A 17,126-nucleotide genomic window follows, 5' to 3' on the forward strand; every position below is an offset into this window, starting at 1 on the left:
AATATAGTTTTTATCGTTTAATATAAGTGTCATATTTAAGTAAAATGTTACCCGTTTATTTTGGTTTTTTTTATAAATCGATTAATCCATTCATTTTAACACCAAAGACATTCATAGTTCTAACGCATTAATACTCGTTTTGAACCTGGAAATATCTAAAATTTAACATACGTCCAACATATGTATAAATATCAGGGAATTGTTCTTTGAGCTTCTCAGGAGATTCCATAAAAACTTCGACTAGTACTGCTATAAATTCAAATTTGTCTGTAAAAGCATATTCCCTTAAAATTTTAGATTCAATAATCTTATTTCGTAACTCTACAGAAGAGAGGTGCTTTTCTAATTCTAAAAAAGTATCATGAAATATTTCCGAGCTAATATTATTACTTTTTAGGGAACAGTAGTGGATCGCGTGTGTAATTTCGTGAATTCCTAGATTTATTCCATCTTGCTGATGCAAATTTCCTATATTAAAATGTTCCCAGGATAATACCAAAGCCTTAGATCGTGGATTAAATTCTCCATTATTTTCTGTTTTATTAAGAATCGAATAATAGGACGATGGATATAAAATAATTGTTTCTACATATTCCAATAAATAATTACGCATTCCAAAGGTTAATTGAATTACCATCATCGTAATTTGCATTCGCTTATCATCATCAATGATAAGTCCTTCCCTACCAACAAACTTAGTGCTTTCTAAAAATTGTACAACCCGATGCTCAAAATATCTCTTTCTTCTTTTGTCTAATTGATTATATAATGTATTTGCACTTAAAAAAGACAGCAAATGAGTTGGTAATTTTTTAGGAGCCAAATAAAAATGTACAAAAAAAGGTTTCTTATAAAATTTAGCATATACCGTTTCCAGATATCGAGAAACATAATATAAGCATATTGAAACAATACCAACTGTTAGTATGACTCCAAGGAATTTCGGAATCCCAGGTTCAGGTTTTTCCTGAAAGGATAATGTGTATAAAAAATTAAAAATCAAAAGGGCAAAGTAGGTTTACAAAGTCACAAAATAATGCTTTTGAGATAAAAACTCTGTTAAATCAACTACTAAAACGCTAATCATTAAATAATAGTATTAAAAAAGAACACAAAGGTTTAGACAAAAAACACCATAATTGTGAAATTTTCAAAAAATAATTAACCAAAACCTATCTGCTAATAACAATCAAAGAAAATATCTAAAAACTTACCAAAAACTGAGTCAAATTATCATCAGAACTTAGATTCAATTTTTTTCTAAGCTTATGTCGATTCACATCTACACTTTGGGGACTTATTCCTAGTAAAGGAGCTATTTCTTTTGAAGACAAATTCATTTTAAGGTAGGCACATAATCTTAAGTCTTTTGAGGTTAAACCAGGATGTTGTTTGGACAATCTTTCGTAGAATTCCTGATGAGATTTATCAAAATTTATCTTAAACAGTTTGCTTTCTTTATCAGTAATATAATATTCTACAAGTCTCTTTAGATCCGTATAGTTACTATCTTTTGATCTAGTGTTTGGTGACTCCTGGATTTTTACAATTTTATCTCTAATCTTTTTCAAAATCTTATTTTTATTAAGATTTACATAAGCAATTTGAGTAAGTTCCCTGCTTTTTGCCTTTATCTCATCTTCTAGTTTAGAGTTTTTGAGTTCAATAATTTTACGCTCTTGTTCTAATTTTTGGGCCTTATACTCCTCTTCTTGTTTATTTAGTTTTTCTTCTTTCTGCTTAAGTAGTTTAATTTTTTGTTTTTTCATTTTATAGCGATTAATAGAAAATGCTACAAACACTATCGCCCCAATTAGTAATAAATAAAGTACATATGCCCAAGAGGTTCTATATATAGGCGGCTCTACTGTAAAGAAAAAAGAAGACTCTCTTACAGTTTCATCATATTTAGCTCTGATATGGAATGTATATTCACCTTCATTCAGGTTATATAATGTATATTCTGTGGAAGTTGTCCAATCACTCCATTCTTGATCATTTATTTTTGATTGATAACGCACCTTCTTTCCATATATAGGTAAAGCATATCTTATTTTAAGGTCATTATCCTGAAAAGGTATTTCTGACTTCTCCAAATAAGACATGTTGCTATTGACCGATACAAAATCCCGAATTAACACCTCTTCTCTAGCACTATCCACAGGTAACAGATTATCTCTAACATATACCGAAAAACCACTATAAATAGGAATAAGTTCAAGCTCATCATCTAGTGTAAAAGAATTTAAAACATCAGGTACCAATTGATCCTGAAGTTCTTCGAGGCTCTTTAGTCCCTTTTCATTTTCTATTACAATACCTTTATTATCTACATACCAAATTTCATTACCTTTTTCAATAATACGAGGTGCATATCCTTTTCTATTTCCTAACTCTTTTTTAATGAATGAATTATTTTCTGGTTTATATGTATAAGAATTAAAACCTGATGTAATAACAATTTGATTTTTAACTTTAGATAACGATAAAACAACTCCTTCAAAATCACTTAAAGGGAAAAAAGCTTCTTTTACGAGTGCATTATTACTATCGTCTAAACTAAATTTAAACACCCCCTCTGATCTTAGTGCCAGCCATATATAATTATCTTGATCTATTTCTAAATATCTTACTGATTTATTAAATCCGCTAAGTTGATATTCTTTCCAATTATCATCAATTTTCTCATATAATGACACTCCATTATAATGTGGCGAAAGAATCAGGTTTTTATTCTTGTTCCTAAAGCTTCTAAAGTCCCAGGCTCCTTTACTAAAGCCCATTTTACTGATTTCTTTTCCACTCAAAGTGTATGCACCAGTATCATGTCCAACTAATACCTCATCATTTATAGAAACGATATTCCAAACCTGTCCTTTCAGCAATTGCTCAGGATCTGCTTCCTGAACTTCGGATTTACCATCTAATAAATACAATCCTTGATTGGTACCTACATAATAAAAACTCTCATCTTTTATTGCTGCATATGTTGTACCCAGTTTGCCATAATAATCGTAAAAATATTTTAAGGAAGAGTTTAATTTTAAATAATCAACTCCATAATCTAATGCTAACCAAAGATTATGTTCATCATCCTGAAATATGGATAAAACTGTATTATTCTGTAGCCCTTTTAACTTGTTAATGTTTTCGGTTTTTCCATTACCTAAATCAAGTATATACAGCCCATTGGATACCGTTCCTAAAGCAATTCTACCATCTTCAAGTTTTAAAAAAGAAAAAACCTGTGCTTTTTTTACTTCTTCTGATAAAGAAAAATCCAATGGAACAACTTTATCATTATTAAGTATAAATAACCCCTTTGTGTCGCTAATCAGAATTAAATCCTTGCCTACTTGTGTAACACCTATAATATTAGCATTTAATTCTTTACTATTATATATAGGCAATAAACTTGTGCCTAATAATTTAAAAATACCATACTCATAATCATTTACATATAAATCACCATTTACTTTATAACTCCATCTAAAACAACATGGAGCAGGTATTTTTGTAATAATATTACCTTGATTAATATATAAATTACTAAAGGTTTGAAAAACTACTTCGTTATCTATTTCATGTATCCTCCAATACTCTTCTGCACTATCAGAAACACTTCTATTAACATTGTTTAATAACGAAACTTTATAAGCACCTGTATCATCATCAATTAACAATCCAAAGTGTCCGTCTGCACCAAAATAGATTGAATCTTTATTCTTAACAAATAAACTTCTATTAACCATCGCATTATTAGTTGCCACAGAATTCCATTTACTTCCATCAAAGATTAGTACTTTATTTTCATTTGCTACATATACAACTCCATTTTCATCTTGCTCAATATCCCAAGACTGCGCTCCAAAACCCATATCTTTAGTATCATAATGGATAATTTCAGGCAAAATCTTATTTTCAATTGATTGCGAAAAAGAGAAGAATTGAAATAGAAAAAATAAAAAACAAATACGATTCATTAATTGCTTTATTTAAGCTAAGGTAGTCTCTCAAATATACCAAAAATAATCTTAACAGTACTTATCAAGGTGACTCTAAAGGCAATTCAATAAACTACCTTAATTTTAATAATTTCAATTAAAAACAAAAACATCTATACAAACGAGGATGCTTTTTGTTATAAACCATAATTTACTTTCTTGGATTTTTCCTTATTAGTTTAAGTCCTTTGTTCCTAGTTTTTGGGGATCTAAAAGTAAAATCGATCACAAAAAACACCATTCCAAGAGGTGCTTTGTCAGGTTTAAGCACTAGATTTTGAAACAAAAGAAGAATTTCAACAGTAGCGTTAAACATGGGTAATGATAAGTTTATGGCTACTCCTGTAATGATTGATTTAGGCGTGAGTTTTAGCAGAATTATTGGCTACTAATTCAATACAAGAGGTTTTATATTTAGCTTCTATTTTAATTGTGGCAATCAATATTTGTATATAAAACTTATAAGCTTCCTCCGGAAATTAAACTCACATTTTGATCAATATTATTAAGAAGCTCCGAGATATTTAAGAAGCTCATATACCAGAAAGGCAGGCCAAAAAATAGCCTTAAGAACTCCTAATACTCCCATCCAAAAAGTCGCAGCATGACTTATATAATAGATTAATGCTCCAATAATACCCAAACCATAAACAGTGTTCGACGAGGCTTTTTTTTGTACTTTTTCTTTCATTTTAAATGTACTTTTTATAATCCTAACTCTTTCTTATTCTTCCGATAGCGCAACTAACATAAGATCTTGCTTTTTTACCCAGATTATTTTCATCATCAGCTAAAGGATATCCAAGTTTAGTAAGCTCTTTTTGAACAGTCTCTAATCCATCATCTGTATCATACTTAAAGGAAACTGTACAATCATTAGTATTCACAGATACATCCTTAACCCCTTTAAGGTTGTGTATTTTTTTTGCTATTGTACTTTCACAGCCACTACATTTTAAATTTTGAATTTCTACAGTTGTTTTCATCTGTTCTTTTTTATTGTTTTCCTAATTGTCACACTTCCGCCATGCTCAGTGTAAGAATGTAATTCGTCATAGAACATTTCGTTTGTAATCGACTTAATTATTATGACTCATTTCATAATCACATTTTAACAACTTAAAAATAGGAGTATACACACCCTCTAACTATGATAATTATCAGTCTTTAAGATACATAAATCTGATGAATATCATTTTAATTAGATAACTGCAAATCTATATTTATGGATATATTTAGTAGCATATCTATGACACAATCACTTAGAATAGTAGAAAGAAGAAAAGCTTTTTTTACAGAAATTGGCGCTTTGTAATATCTAACAGAAGATCAATCCTTAGTTAAGAATATAGATGCTAAAATGAACAACATAAAAGAGAGAAGGTATCGATTTAATCAAAATATGAAAGCTCTCAAAAACAATTTCTTCTTCACAGTGTATTTTATGAAATTAGAAAAGAAAAAAATATTCCTAAAACTGATCTCAAAAAATGGATAACTGGTCGCAGAATATCAATGAAAAGACAAAACTTCAGAATGATATTTATCATATTTAAAAACGAGGAGAGCTGCTATTTTTGAGATAGATTTAAAATAGTAAAACAATGACAACAAACATTCAATTTGTACAAATGCCAACAAGTGAATATATGGAGGGTTATGTGCAAGAAAAATTAGAAAAATTGTATAAAAAATATGATTGGATCATTAAATCTGATGTGTTTTTTAAGAAAGAAAACGACCCAAAAGGAAACGGAAAAATCTGTGATATGGAATTAAGTTTACCAGGTCCTAAAATATATGCAACCTCTAATGAAAAAAATTATGAGTTAGCTGTAAAAGAAACCCTTAGCGATCTGGAAAGGCAGCTTAAAAAAAGAAAACAAGAAATGAAGCCTTATATGTAACAGCTAAAAACTTTAAAAACTGATATTTGTCATATTTAGTGATCACTGAACAAGCTACTTTTGTGTAGTAGTTAAATAATAGTTCTTCAGTATAGTGATTAGTTAAAAATAGGCTTTTTATTATAGTAATATAATAGAAAGTCTTAGAAGATATTAGAGATATCTTTAGACTATATGGTAGGTCTAGAATCACTTTAGCAATAAGGTGCTGTTTTAGGATTGAATTGTAGTTTGGTCATATTCTTAATATCTTTTATGAAACGGGGATGCTTAGGCATCACTGTTTCTATCATTCATAGCAAAGACATAGGTTTTATTGTTGAAAGACAGTAGAAGCTGAAACAGAGAAATTGACTATATTTTTTCAGGAAAATAACCTGATTTCGATATTTAGCAATAAATGGAACATTGAAGGTAATCGTATCGAAAAATAAAATTAATTTCTTTGTAGGAGACAGGTAGGTTTACACTTACCTGTTTCTGTTTCTGCTTTTATCTAATCAACCCTTTTTCGTTCTTCCGAAACCATAAATAAGTTGGCCAAAAAAGTTTTTAGGTACTTTTTCTTCTCCGGGGAAACCAATTTCAATGGTACCACTATCTTCTGGGATATAATTTGTTTTGAAAATATAATCCCAAAGACTTAAACTAATACCAAAATTCACTCCATAAGAATTTTTAGGTAGCACATAAGAATGATGATATAAATGCATCACTGGATTATTAAAAACATACTTCAATGGCCCCCAGGTAATTTTAATATTAGCATGATTAAAATGACCTATCGCTATTGCCAAAAAATGTACTATATAAGCTTGTTCTGGCTCAAAACCGCCCAAAATCATTACTCCAATTGTTTTTAAGGGTTTATAGAATATATTTTCCATCCAATGGTAACGTAAATGTGCAGCAAATCCCATTTCCTTCACGGAATGATGAATTTTATGAAATCTCCAAAGGAACGGATATTTATGTAACAGCACATGAGTAAACCATTGTACGAAATCCAATATGATAAAAAAGACAATTAATTGACCCCATTGGGGTAAAGCCGATATATCGACAACCGTTAAACTCTTTGTAGAAATTCCCAAATCACCAAGAATCACTCCTAATAACTGATAAAAACCGCTAATTATAATGGTGAAAACGAAAAAATTAAAGAACATATAAAATCCATCTAACCAAAAATCTTTCCTAAAAATAGATTGTTCTTTTCTCCAAGGAAATGCTATTTCTAATCCCCAAACCAATAATGAAATTATAATTAAACCCCAGAAATAATTAGTATACCAAGGAACTTCTAGAACTATGGAACTCCAGATCCATTGAATATTATTCATAAAAGCATCAGTAAATGCATTGGTATACTTTTCCATCTCATTTAGTTTTAAAAAGGACCTACATATTTATTAACGCAGCCCTCTAAAATAGCTCTTTTTACGATGTATCAAATCCCTTAAAGAGTTTCAAATATTAAAGGTAGAAAAAGTTATTATCTGTTTCGGTAACAAAAGTTACAATCTGTACTATTTAGTGCGAACATCTTACAATAATAATTAGGAATTAGTATAAAATCTCAAAAACTGTATAAAACAAAGGAATATCTTCTTCTTTAGCAACATCCAAAACCTCAGCAAACTCTGGACCTTCAGCACACCATTCTATAAATTCTTTGAGTTGATTTTCTTCTCCTTCTGCTTCAATATAAACACTACCGTCAGACTGATTCCTTACAGATCCTTTGATTCCCAACTCCATTGCTTTTTCTAAAGTACTTTTTCGATACCACACTCCTTGAACTTTCCCTTTTACCGAAATATTATAATGTTTAAGCATAGTTACAAAGGGTTTCTAATTTCTTTTAAGGATTGGATTTTGTTTACAAAAATACCACACTAAAAACATTAAAAAAGAATTCAATGACAATTATCATATTAATTCTTCTGAACATCATCTAGTTTTGATTTTGTAAAAACTAGTAACCATGAAAAAAATTCTTGTCCCTATTGATTTTTCTGAACACTCAGAATATGCATTACAAGTTGCCGCGAATATTGCAAGAAAGCAACAAGCAGAAATCATTGTATTACATATGCTTGGTTTGTCTGAAGCTATTCTTACCAAGGATGAAGCTCAAGAAGCTGCAGAGGCTATTTATTATCTAAAACTAGCAGAAAAAAGATTTAAGACTTTCTTAGATAAAGAATATCTAAAGGGTATTAAAGTCACAGAAACAGTACAGAATTATAAGATATTTAGTGAAATAAATGAAGTCGCAACCGAAAATGAAGTAGACCTTATTGTTATGGGTTCTCACGGTAGTAGTGGATTGAGTGAAGTATTTGTGGGTTCTAATACAGAAAAAGTAGTTCGTACTTCTGATATCCCGGTGCTGGTCATTAAAAACCAGATCGATGAATTTGATATGAAAGAAGTAGTTTTTGCCTGTGATTTTAAAATGGAAAACATCCGTGCTTATCATAACGCAAAACGGTTATTTAGTTTGTTTAATACTACTCTACATTTAGTCTATGTAAACCTACCTGGTGATCGATTTAGAAATTCTGGTCAAATCGAAGAGCAAGTAAAAGAATTTCTTTTTAAAGCAGATTCGGGCAATTTGGAAAATTTTGATAAAGTCGTTGTTCAAAATGATTATTCTGTAGAGAGTGGAATTTTTAACTATTGCCAAAAAATAAGTGCAGACGTTATTGCAATTCCAACTCATGGCAGAAGAGGATTATCACACTTTTTTAATGGAAGTATTGGAGAGGATATTGCTAACCACGCTAATGAACCAGTGATTACGTTTAAGATTTGATATTGCGGTTTAACTAAACAAACTACACCTCTTAGGTTTCCGAACTTGAGAGGTCTTTTAGTATAATCCACACTTCATTTTATAGAGTCTTTAGTACTATTCCTACATTTTATAACAGTTGTGATATGTGCTCACACATTATTATATTGAAGTTACCAGAGCTACTCCAGAAGAAGTCCCGAGTCGAGAAACACCCATCTTTATATATTTTTTGGCAGTTTCTATATCTCTAATACCACCTGAAGCTTTTATTTGTATTTTATCCTGGGCAATGTCCTTCATTAACGTAACATCTTCTACAGTAGCACCTCCGGTTCCAAAACCAGTAGAAGTTTTAATAAAGTCTGCACCTGAATCTATGGATAATTGACAAGCAATTTTCTTTTCTTCATTGGTTAGATAACAGTTTTCAAAAATGACTTTTAATATGTTATCACCAATAGCCTTTTTAATCTTGGCAATCTCATCTCGGACGATTTCATGGTATCCAGACTTAAGCAATCCTATGTTCAGAACCATATCGATTTCGTGAGCTCCATCTTCAATACATTGTTTTGCCTCGAATACTTTAGCTTTAGTAGTCATTGCACCTAATGGAAATCCCACGACAGCAGCAATCTTGACATCAGACTTCATTAATTCGCTACATGCTAAGCCGACATAGGCTCCATGTACACAAACAGAATAGAAATTATATTGCTTAGCTTCTTCACATAACTTGATAATATCTTCTACTGTTGCTGTTGCTTTTAGAATAGTGTGATCGATATATGTATTAAGTTCCATAGTTATTGATGAGAATTTATGATTCCTACAATATCATTCTTTTGTAAAACTCCCGATTGCCTCCAGAGCTGTTTCCCTTCTTTAAAAAGTAACATCGTAGGAACTCCTCTTACCTGGTATTTAGCTGCTAATGGTTGATTTTTATCAACATCAATTTTTACAATCTTTATGTTTGAACCTAACTCGTCTTTCACTTCTTTTAGAATCGGTCCTAACACTTTACAAGGACCACACCAATCTGCATAAAAATCTATTAGAACCGGTATTTCTGAGTTAATAATATTACTAAAGTTATCCTTCATTTTTGATTTCTATTTATTAGCTTAAAATACTCTTTTTTTGTAAAAACATATTCATAGAATTTAAAAGAATATAAGATCCATCCAAAAGCTATTATAAATATACCTCGTTCATATACCCCTCTATAATCAGAATGTATAACCATTAAATAGGATAATATCAGAGCAATGATTCCTATCAATATTGCCAACAATTTTTGGTTTCTCCACCTCGCTATAAAACTAATAGTCAAACAATATGTACAAAAGGATATTCCAGCAAGTGTTGAAAAAACAGAATGCATCTCATTCTGATACGAGTCAAAAGTCAACTCACGATTTATAGGAGCGTGTAGATATATCCCTGTTAACAGCAGAGAAATACAAAAAACTAACAGAACCAATACCTGAAGCCGAAATCCATCTAAAACTTTAAACCCATTTATAAAAATAATGAAACCTAACAGGATAAAAATGAAGTTCATAATCCAGTTATTTTGCGTATTTTGAGCCCCTAATTCACTTAAAGTATTTTCTGATATCAAATATCCTGGATCCGAAAAAAAAGGTAATAAAAATGCTACTAGGATCATCACAATATATGTGATTGAAAAAATTAAATAGCTCCACTTCATAGTATTGATTTTATAGATTTTATCCTATTAAAGGTTTATTGTTATATTTCCTAATCAGATGCATAATCTCTGTAATCGGAATCTCTATAGAATAGGTTCCTGTATATGAAGGACAAATAATACAATCGTCAAAATAGAATTCTACTACATCATCATTCACCACAAAATTGTTTTTATACACCTTAAAATCTCCTTCTGACAATTCCCAACATTCATAAAATAACTCCCCAGAGTTTATACCATCTGAAATTATTTTATTTATCGTTGTAAGTAATTCTTTTTCCGAATTTTCAATAAAAAAATCATTGTAATAAATGAACTTGTGATTATTAAGATCAAAATTTAGACACTCAAACATATACGTAGCATGTTTCATTCCTGAGTAGTAGTTTTCCTTATAGAGTAATACACTGAGAAGGTTACTTTTTACAGCGTAAATCTTATAATCCATTACTCTTTTATCCATACACCTACCAATTCCAAGCGAGTCGCAGAATATTACTTTATCTTCCAGAATTTCATTTTCTGTAGCTTCTATATCTAAGTAATTTTCAGTCAGAAAATCATTAAATCTAGTGTTATTAGTATCAATTTGTTCGTTGAGATAAGGATATTTATAATCCAAAACATAGAAGTCCTCTTCCTTATAGAACTTTTTAGCAATTACTAGTTCTTGTAGTTTCTTTTTATCATCTTTTATAGTAATAAGACGCTCTACCTTTATGGATTTTGTTTTTTCCTGATTTAGTTCTAAATTTTCTTCTGATAAATATTGAGAACTATCTTTATTTTGATCCAAAAGCTGTTCGCTATCTATAGTATCTTTTTCAGGATTTTCTTTGATTTGTGTTCTATTACACGCTATTAAACTTATAATAATAACACTGATAATAAGGGCTCTCATATAATGAATTTTTATTTTATATAAATGTAGTTTTGAGAGTGTTCAAAAAATATGACATCGCTCAGTTAAGATGTAAAAAAAGGCGAGTTTCATTTACAGAAACCCGCCTTCATAAATAAGTATATAAAATGAACTCATCTTGACTTTTTCTATTTCCTAAAAAATGGCTGAAATTCACCCATATTTCGTTACTTTTCTTACCTGTAGCTCTGCTATAGCTTCCAAAAAGTGCCTCATTTTGTCAAATTTCAACACATTTTCGGTTAAAAATAAAAAGTCAAGATAAGTTCAATATTAAAACAAGCCGTTCCCAATAATTATTAAACTATTCACTGCTAAACTCACAATCAGTAGATCTAACACTAATTTAGGTTTCTGAACAGTTAATATTGCAGCATTATGAGCATTACATACCGCAACAGTGAGAAAAACCAAAAACATTTGAATAAAACCATTCCCATCAAACAAAGTAGTCATAATGGCTATGGATCCTAAACAAGTTGAGGCAATGATTGCTAAAGCGGAATACCCTATATAGTTTTCAGAAAAATCAGCATTTATTTTTGCGTATAATGTCATAATAGTATGTTTTTTAATTTGAAGTAAAATTAGTGTCACTATAACTTTTAAAATATGATAAAAGTCAGTTCTCAAAACTATATCATAAATACATTATCCTTCAAAAATCAACTGAAGTCTTCCTAGCATCATTAATTCAGATTTATTCTTCCCTGAAAAAGCACTCGCAATACTACTAGAAGTACTACAAATTAATTGTTTAATTCTATCTGTAAAAAGAGATTTATTCTCTTTATAGAAAGAGGCGAATTCATTAAAACTTGCTTCTGCCTCAAGTGCAGAATAATCTAACCAATCAAAAACAATTTCTATCTGAAAAGCAGCATCGGCACCAAACTCATCTTCTAGATCATCCACAGCTAACCACTCTGACTTCACTAGACCTCGTAACGATGCATATTCTGATTTCCGGACTACTTTATCAGCTGCCGCAATAGCATAGAATAATTTGCCCAAGCTTTGGTAAAATGTAATTCCTATATTTTCTGTTGTATCCATTTTCTGCAAAATTTATTGGTTTATGGCATAAATCTACCAAGTAACGATCATCTTTTTTATGACAAAAATCAGTTATTACAACGCGACAAAATTATTATTTTTGGAGAATGAAAGTTTTCGAAAAAAACAACAATATTTTCAGAATACTTTCTGAAGCTATTTCAGAAGGAATCATTGTAGTAAATGAGGATCAAATAATTGTTGCTACTAATGAATCCGCAAATGACATCTTTGGGTATGAGAAAAATGAATTAGTTGGCAAAGAGTTAACTATTTTAATTCCAAAAAAACATCACAATGCACACGGTGGATATGTAGAGAAATTTATCGCAGACAGTGGAAAAAGGAAAATGGGGCTAGGACGTGATCTTTTTGGTGTACGAAAAAATGGTAACAAATTTCCGGTTGAAGTAGGATTAAACCCATTTGAGATTTATGACAATTCTTATGTAATGGCTTTAGTAAGCGATATTACATTACGTAAAGAACAAGAAGTAAAAATATACGAACTAAATACTGAACTAGAGCAAAAAATAAAAAAACGAACGCAAGAACTTTACACTACAATAAAGGAATTAGAAGAAGAGATAAAGCTTCGTAAAGAAGCAGAAGCTGTTACAAAAGAATCTCTAAAAAAAGAGCAACAACTTAATGAACTAAAAACTAAATTTCTTTCTCTTGTATCCCACGAGTTTAAAACACCACTAAGCGGAATTCTTACCTCTACAACATTGATTGGAAAGTACACCAAAGCTGAACAGCAAGAAAAAAGAGATAAGCATTTGGCAACGATCAAAAACAAGGTAAAATATTTGGATAATATTCTAAATGATTTCTTATCTGTAGAACGTTTAGAAAGCGGCAAAGTAAATTATAAATTCACTCCATTCCCTCTTAGTAAGGTTATTAATGAAGTAATCTATGATGCAAATATGTTACTTAAAGATGGTCAAAGAATAAAATACCCTAAGGATATTGATGACTACATTATAGATTTTGATGAGAAAATATTAGAGCTGGTCTTAACTAATCTTATTCGTAATGCTGTAAAATACTCTGGAGAGAACTCAACCATTGATTTACAGATCATTTTTGAGAATGATTTACTTACATTTCATATTATTGATCAAGGTATTGGAATCCCGGAAAAAGAACAGCCATTTATATTTAAAAGATATTTTAGAGCAGAGAATGCTTTACTAGATCAAGGTACAGGAATAGGTTTGAATATCGTTAAAAGTCATTTGGAAAATCTGGGTGGGAGTATTAATTTTACAAGTAAAGAAAACCAAGGTTCTACCTTTACCGTACAAATTCCTGTAGTTAAACAATCGTAACTAATGATGAAAACCGTTCTACTAATAGAAGATGATACTGTACTTAGAGAAAACACTGCCGAACTTCTGGAGCTTTCGGACTATAATGTGATTACTTCTCCTAATGGTAAACTAGGTATTACGAAGGCAAAAGAGCAAAACCCGGATATTATTGTATGTGACATCATGATGCCAGAAATTGATGGTTATGGAGTTTTGGAAGCCTTATCGCATGATTTAAGCACAAATCAAATACCGTTTATTTTCTTATCTGCAAAAACCGAACATAAAGAAATACGAAAAGGAATGGATTTAGGTGCAGATGATTATCTAACCAAACCTTTTGATGAAGACGAACTACTAAGTGCTATAGAAAGCCGTTTGGCAAAAGCTCAGATCATTTCTAAAATATTAAAAGAACAATCCCAAGAACCTAATCAGGATTCAGAAGATGGTCTAAGAAACTTACATGAACTCAAAAACTTTTTTGATGATTATGGTACTATTTCTCAATATAAAAAAGGCGAATCTATTTTTAAAGAAGGTGATCATTCTAATACCATTTATCTTATCCTAAAAGGTGTTGTAAAAACACACAAAATGGACATAAATGGTAAGGAACTTATTACGGCATTGTTTAAAGAAGATGATTTTTTAGGTTTTACCTCATTTATGGATAATACACCTTATCAGGAATCAGCCACGGCAGTAGAAGAAACGGAACTTGCTGGTGTATCCAAAATGGATTTAAAAGACATATTAGAAAAAAGCAAAAATATTTCTTTAGAACTCATGGAATTGCTCAGTGATAATCTTTCTGAAATAAAAGAACAATTATTACAAATGGCATATAGCTCTGTACGAAAAAAGACGGCACAAACCATTTTACAATTTGCTCAGATATTAAATAAAAAACCAGAAGAGAGTATTAAAATATCCAGAAACGATCTAGCTAGCGTTGCCGGTATCGCCACAGAAAGTCTAATCCGCACATTATCTACCTTTAAAAAAGACGGACTTATAGAAATTGAAGGACGTAACATTAAAATTTTGGATCTACGGAGACTTCAACTAGTAGAATAAAATATCTAAACTGATTTTTGTCATACTTTTCATAAATACATCCTAATACATTTGTTATGTTAGAAAGTATTAAAAATGAAGAATATCCTTATTCCGACCGATTTTTCGGAAAACTCCTGGAATTCGATTACTTACGCTTTGTCGTTTTTTAAAAAAGTAAAATGTAATTTCCATTTGTTGCATGTCTCTCCTTATCGGCAAGTGATAGGAAGTGATTCTTTTTTCGAATCCAAAGATCAAGTTGTCGAAAAAGTTACTCACAGTGATAAAGAGCAAATGCGATTATTACTAAAAAAAATCCAAAAACTATCTTTAAACAACAAGCACCGTTTCTATACTGTTAATGAACATATCTTTTTTGTAGATACAATTAGAAAACAAGTTGAAGAAAAAAACATTGATTTTATAGTGATGGGTACTAAAGGTGCATCTGGATTAAAAGAAAAAACGATTGGAAGTAATACAGGTGATGTGATTACAAAGGTAAAATGCCCTGTACTGGTTATTCCGGAAAAAGCAACATATAACAACATACATGAAATTGCTTTCCCAACGGATTACAACATCTTTTATAAGGATCGAATACTGAATACTATATCAAAAGTCCTAAACCTTAATAACGCAGCATTGCGGGTATTACACATTTCCAAAAAAGAACAAGAACTCACCGACTTACAAAAACAGCATAAAGACTTTCTAAACGATTACTTTGAGGATAATGCAGAACATAGCTTCCATTTTTTATCCAATCCTAATATCGAACAAGCCGTACAATGCTTTGTAGAAAGCAGAAATATTGGCATGATCACTATGGTCGCCAAAAACCTCAATTTTTTTCAGAGAATCCTATTTCACCCAACTGTAGAAAAGATAAGTTATCATATCAGTATTCCCTTTTTAGTATTACACGAATAAAAATCCAATAAAATTAATTATATGAATGCTAATTTAGTAGATAAATATAATGTTCCTGGACCCAGGTACACCAGTTATCCTACAGTTCCATATTGGGACAATGATACCTTTTCATTAAAACACTGGACTCGATCCGTTAAAAAGTCTTTTACACAAAGTAATGACTCGGACGGAATCAGTTTATACATTCACTTACCTTTTTGTGAAAGCATGTGTACTTTTTGCGGCTGCAATAAGCGAATTACCAAAAAACATAATGTAGAAATACCATATATCAATTCCCTTTTAAAAGAATGGCAATTATATCTGAATCTACTCGATTCTAAACCAAAGATCAAAGAATTACATTTGGGTGGCGGAACCCCTACGTTCTTCTCTCCGGAAAACTTGGAATACTTAATCAAAGGGTTATTTTGGTCTGCTAAATCTGCTTCAGCATGTGAATTTAGTTTTGAAGGACATCCAAACAATACAACTCGAGAACATCTACAGGCTTTATATGATGTAGGTTTTAGAAGAGTAAGTTTTGGAGTACAGGATTATAATGAAATCGTTCAGAAAGCAATTCATCGCGTTCAACCATTCGAGAATGTAAAATATGTTACTGAGGTAGCTAGAAAAATCGGTTATACTTCTATAGGTCACGACATCATTTTTGGTCTACCTTTTCAGACAGAAGAAGCTGTTATTCATACGATCCGTAAGACCAAAGAACTTTTACCGGATCGACTGGCTTTTTATAGTTATGCGCATGTTCCATGGCAAAAAGGTAATGGACAACGTGGATTTAATGAATCAGACCTTCCTAGCGGAGAACAAAAACGAAGACAATATGAAATAGGTAAAGAACTATTATCTAAAGTCGGCTACGAAGAAATAGGGATGGATCATTTCGCTCTAAAAAGTGACGCTCTATATCAATCCATGGAGAATAAAAGCTTACATCGCAATTTTATGGGCTACACGGTTTCTAAAACTAAAATGATGATCGGTTTAGGCGTATCTTCTATCAGTGATAGCTGGTATGGTTTTGCTCAAAATGTAAAAGGCTTAGAAGAATACCAAAATTTAGTCAATGATGGAATCATTCCGGTATACAGAGGTCATATGCTAACTCAGCAAGATGAAGTTATTAGACAACATATATTAAATCTAATGTGTCATTTTAAAACGGATTGGAGTAAAAACCTGCTTCACTTTGATAAATTAGCAGATGTATCGATGCGTTTAAAGGAAATGGAGAAAGATGGATTGGTAGAAATTGCCAGCCACGGCATTAAAGTTACTAAAAAAGGACGACCATTTGTTCGGAATATCTGTATGGCTTTTGATTTAAGGTTACAACATAATAAACCCGAAACTCAATTGTTTTCTATGACTGTCTAAGTAATCCATTT

18 protein-coding genes are annotated in these 17,126 nt (G+C 30.9%); 6 read left to right on the forward strand and 12 right to left on the reverse strand.

Annotation, left to right across the window (positions count from 1 at the left end; all coding sequences use genetic code 11):
* Positions 1–127: 127 nt before the first annotated feature.
* The 4 genes from Q0829_RS06520 to Q0829_RS06535 form a co-directional block, all read right to left on the reverse strand.
* Positions 128–1,003, reverse strand: a complete 876-nt coding sequence (locus Q0829_RS06520) for a zinc-dependent peptidase (protein WP_298541342.1) — start codon at positions 1,001–1,003, stop codon at positions 128–130.
* Positions 1,004–1,202: 199 nt separating this feature from the next.
* Positions 1,203–3,983 carry a LuxR C-terminal-related transcriptional regulator gene (locus Q0829_RS06525; protein WP_298541344.1) on the reverse strand — a complete coding sequence of 927 codons (2,781 nt, stop codon included), beginning with the start codon at positions 3,981–3,983 and terminating at the stop codon, positions 1,203–1,205.
* Positions 3,984–4,509: 526 nt separating this feature from the next.
* On the reverse strand, positions 4,510–4,695 hold the full coding sequence (locus Q0829_RS06530) for a hypothetical protein (RefSeq protein WP_298541345.1): 186 nt from the start codon (positions 4,693–4,695) through the stop codon (positions 4,510–4,512).
* A gap of 22 nt (positions 4,696–4,717) precedes the next feature.
* Positions 4,718–4,990 (reverse strand): heavy metal-associated domain-containing protein, encoded by a 273-nt coding sequence (locus tag Q0829_RS06535; RefSeq protein ID WP_298541346.1) that lies wholly within the window; start codon positions 4,988–4,990, stop codon positions 4,718–4,720.
* A 618-nt stretch (positions 4,991–5,608) separates the two neighbouring features.
* Between Q0829_RS06535 and raiA the strand changes: the two genes are divergently transcribed.
* Positions 5,609–5,911 carry a ribosome-associated translation inhibitor RaiA gene (raiA, locus tag Q0829_RS06540; RefSeq protein ID WP_298541347.1) on the forward strand — a complete coding sequence of 101 codons (303 nt, stop codon included), beginning with the start codon at positions 5,609–5,611 and terminating at the stop codon, positions 5,909–5,911.
* A 500-nt stretch (positions 5,912–6,411) separates the two neighbouring features.
* Here the strand turns inward: raiA and Q0829_RS06545 are convergent, their stop codons facing one another.
* Both Q0829_RS06545 and Q0829_RS06550 read right to left on the reverse strand, forming a co-directional pair.
* Positions 6,412–7,290 carry a sterol desaturase family protein gene (locus Q0829_RS06545; RefSeq protein WP_298541348.1) on the reverse strand — a complete coding sequence of 293 codons (879 nt, stop codon included), beginning with the start codon at positions 7,288–7,290 and terminating at the stop codon, positions 6,412–6,414.
* Positions 7,291–7,477: 187 nt separating this feature from the next.
* The gene (locus Q0829_RS06550) at positions 7,478–7,750 is read right to left on the reverse strand and encodes an acylphosphatase (RefSeq protein ID WP_298541350.1); all 273 of its coding nucleotides are present in this window, start codon (positions 7,748–7,750) and stop codon (positions 7,478–7,480) included.
* Between the two features lie 148 nt (positions 7,751–7,898).
* On the opposite strand from Q0829_RS06550, the gene Q0829_RS06555 reads away from it, so the two are divergent.
* Entirely contained in the window at positions 7,899–8,735 is an 837-nt protein-coding gene (locus Q0829_RS06555) for a universal stress protein (protein ID WP_298541352.1), read from the forward strand.
* A 141-nt stretch (positions 8,736–8,876) separates the two neighbouring features.
* Here the strand turns inward: Q0829_RS06555 and deoC are convergent, their stop codons facing one another.
* The 6 genes from deoC to Q0829_RS06585 all read right to left on the reverse strand — a co-directional run bounded on the left by deoC (position 8,877) and on the right by Q0829_RS06585 (position 12,415).
* On the reverse strand, positions 8,877–9,521 hold the full coding sequence (gene deoC, locus Q0829_RS06560) for a deoxyribose-phosphate aldolase (protein WP_298541353.1): 645 nt from the start codon (positions 9,519–9,521) through the stop codon (positions 8,877–8,879).
* Between the two features lie 2 nt (positions 9,522–9,523).
* Positions 9,524–9,823: a thioredoxin gene (gene trxA, locus Q0829_RS06565; protein ID WP_298541354.1), complete on the reverse strand. Its 300-nt coding sequence runs from the start codon at positions 9,821–9,823 to the stop codon at positions 9,524–9,526.
* Positions 9,820–10,434, reverse strand: a complete 615-nt coding sequence (locus Q0829_RS06570; RefSeq protein WP_298541356.1) for a DUF998 domain-containing protein — start codon at positions 10,432–10,434, stop codon at positions 9,820–9,822. Before Q0829_RS06570 ends, trxA begins: the two co-directional genes overlap by 4 nt.
* A 19-nt stretch (positions 10,435–10,453) precedes the next feature.
* Positions 10,454–11,338, reverse strand: a complete 885-nt coding sequence (locus Q0829_RS06575) for an RsiV family protein (protein WP_298541357.1) — start codon at positions 11,336–11,338, stop codon at positions 10,454–10,456.
* A gap of 294 nt (positions 11,339–11,632) precedes the next feature.
* A complete protein-coding gene (locus Q0829_RS06580; RefSeq protein ID WP_298541358.1) occupies positions 11,633–11,917 on the reverse strand; it encodes a hypothetical protein in 285 nt (94 codons plus the stop codon).
* 93 nt (positions 11,918–12,010) lie between these two features.
* Positions 12,011–12,415, reverse strand: coding sequence for a hypothetical protein (locus Q0829_RS06585; protein ID WP_298541359.1), 405 nt, complete (start codon positions 12,413–12,415; stop codon positions 12,011–12,013).
* 107 nt (positions 12,416–12,522) lie between these two features.
* On the opposite strand from Q0829_RS06585, the gene Q0829_RS06590 reads away from it, so the two are divergent.
* The 4 genes from Q0829_RS06590 (at position 12,523) to hemN (ending at position 17,115) form a co-directional block, all read left to right on the forward strand.
* Positions 12,523–13,752, forward strand: coding sequence for a PAS domain-containing sensor histidine kinase (locus tag Q0829_RS06590; protein ID WP_298541360.1), 1,230 nt, complete (start codon positions 12,523–12,525; stop codon positions 13,750–13,752).
* Positions 13,753–13,758: 6 nt separating this feature from the next.
* Complete coding sequence (locus Q0829_RS06595) at positions 13,759–14,814, forward strand: response regulator (RefSeq protein WP_298542752.1); 1,056 nt, start codon at positions 13,759–13,761, stop codon at positions 14,812–14,814.
* A 75-nt stretch (positions 14,815–14,889) separates the two neighbouring features.
* Complete coding sequence (locus Q0829_RS06600; RefSeq protein ID WP_298541361.1) at positions 14,890–15,729, forward strand: universal stress protein; 840 nt, start codon at positions 14,890–14,892, stop codon at positions 15,727–15,729.
* 21 nt (positions 15,730–15,750) lie between these two features.
* Entirely contained in the window at positions 15,751–17,115 is a 1,365-nt protein-coding gene (hemN, locus tag Q0829_RS06605; RefSeq protein ID WP_298541362.1) for an oxygen-independent coproporphyrinogen III oxidase, read from the forward strand.
* Positions 17,116–17,126: the final 11 nt, after the last annotated feature.

Source organism: uncultured Aquimarina sp., from assembly GCF_947492405.1.
Lineage (GTDB): Bacteria > Bacteroidota > Bacteroidia > Flavobacteriales > Flavobacteriaceae > Aquimarina.

Excerpts from the sequence above, each read along its gene's own strand:
- Q0829_RS06525 (WP_298541344.1), bottom strand. The coding sequence starts at position 3,983 with ATGAATCGTATTTGTTTTTTATTTTTTCTATTTCAATTCTTCTCTTTT.
- Q0829_RS06530 (WP_298541345.1), bottom strand. The coding sequence starts at position 4,695 with ATGAAAGAAAAAGTACAAAAAAAAGCCTCGTCGAACACTGTTTATGGT.
- Q0829_RS06535 (WP_298541346.1), bottom strand. The coding sequence starts at position 4,990 with ATGAAAACAACTGTAGAAATTCAAAATTTAAAATGTAGTGGCTGTGAA.
- raiA (WP_298541347.1), top strand. The coding sequence starts at position 5,609 with ATGACAACAAACATTCAATTTGTACAAATGCCAACAAGTGAATATATG.
- Q0829_RS06545 (WP_298541348.1), bottom strand. The coding sequence starts at position 7,290 with ATGGAAAAGTATACCAATGCATTTACTGATGCTTTTATGAATAATATT.
- Q0829_RS06550 (WP_298541350.1), bottom strand. The coding sequence starts at position 7,750 with ATGCTTAAACATTATAATATTTCGGTAAAAGGGAAAGTTCAAGGAGTG.
- Q0829_RS06555 (WP_298541352.1), top strand. The coding sequence starts at position 7,899 with ATGAAAAAAATTCTTGTCCCTATTGATTTTTCTGAACACTCAGAATAT.
- deoC (WP_298541353.1), bottom strand. The coding sequence starts at position 9,521 with ATGGAACTTAATACATATATCGATCACACTATTCTAAAAGCAACAGCA.
- trxA (WP_298541354.1), bottom strand. The coding sequence starts at position 9,823 with ATGAAGGATAACTTTAGTAATATTATTAACTCAGAAATACCGGTTCTA.
- Q0829_RS06570 (WP_298541356.1), bottom strand. The coding sequence starts at position 10,434 with ATGAAGTGGAGCTATTTAATTTTTTCAATCACATATATTGTGATGATC.
- Q0829_RS06575 (WP_298541357.1), bottom strand. The coding sequence starts at position 11,338 with ATGAGAGCCCTTATTATCAGTGTTATTATTATAAGTTTAATAGCGTGT.
- Q0829_RS06580 (WP_298541358.1), bottom strand. The coding sequence starts at position 11,917 with ATGACATTATACGCAAAAATAAATGCTGATTTTTCTGAAAACTATATA.
- Q0829_RS06585 (WP_298541359.1), bottom strand. The coding sequence starts at position 12,415 with ATGGATACAACAGAAAATATAGGAATTACATTTTACCAAAGCTTGGGC.
- Q0829_RS06590 (WP_298541360.1), top strand. The coding sequence starts at position 12,523 with ATGAAAGTTTTCGAAAAAAACAACAATATTTTCAGAATACTTTCTGAA.
- Q0829_RS06595 (WP_298542752.1), top strand. The coding sequence starts at position 13,759 with ATGAAAACCGTTCTACTAATAGAAGATGATACTGTACTTAGAGAAAAC.
- Q0829_RS06600 (WP_298541361.1), top strand. The coding sequence starts at position 14,890 with ATGAAGAATATCCTTATTCCGACCGATTTTTCGGAAAACTCCTGGAAT.
- hemN (WP_298541362.1), top strand. The coding sequence starts at position 15,751 with ATGAATGCTAATTTAGTAGATAAATATAATGTTCCTGGACCCAGGTAC.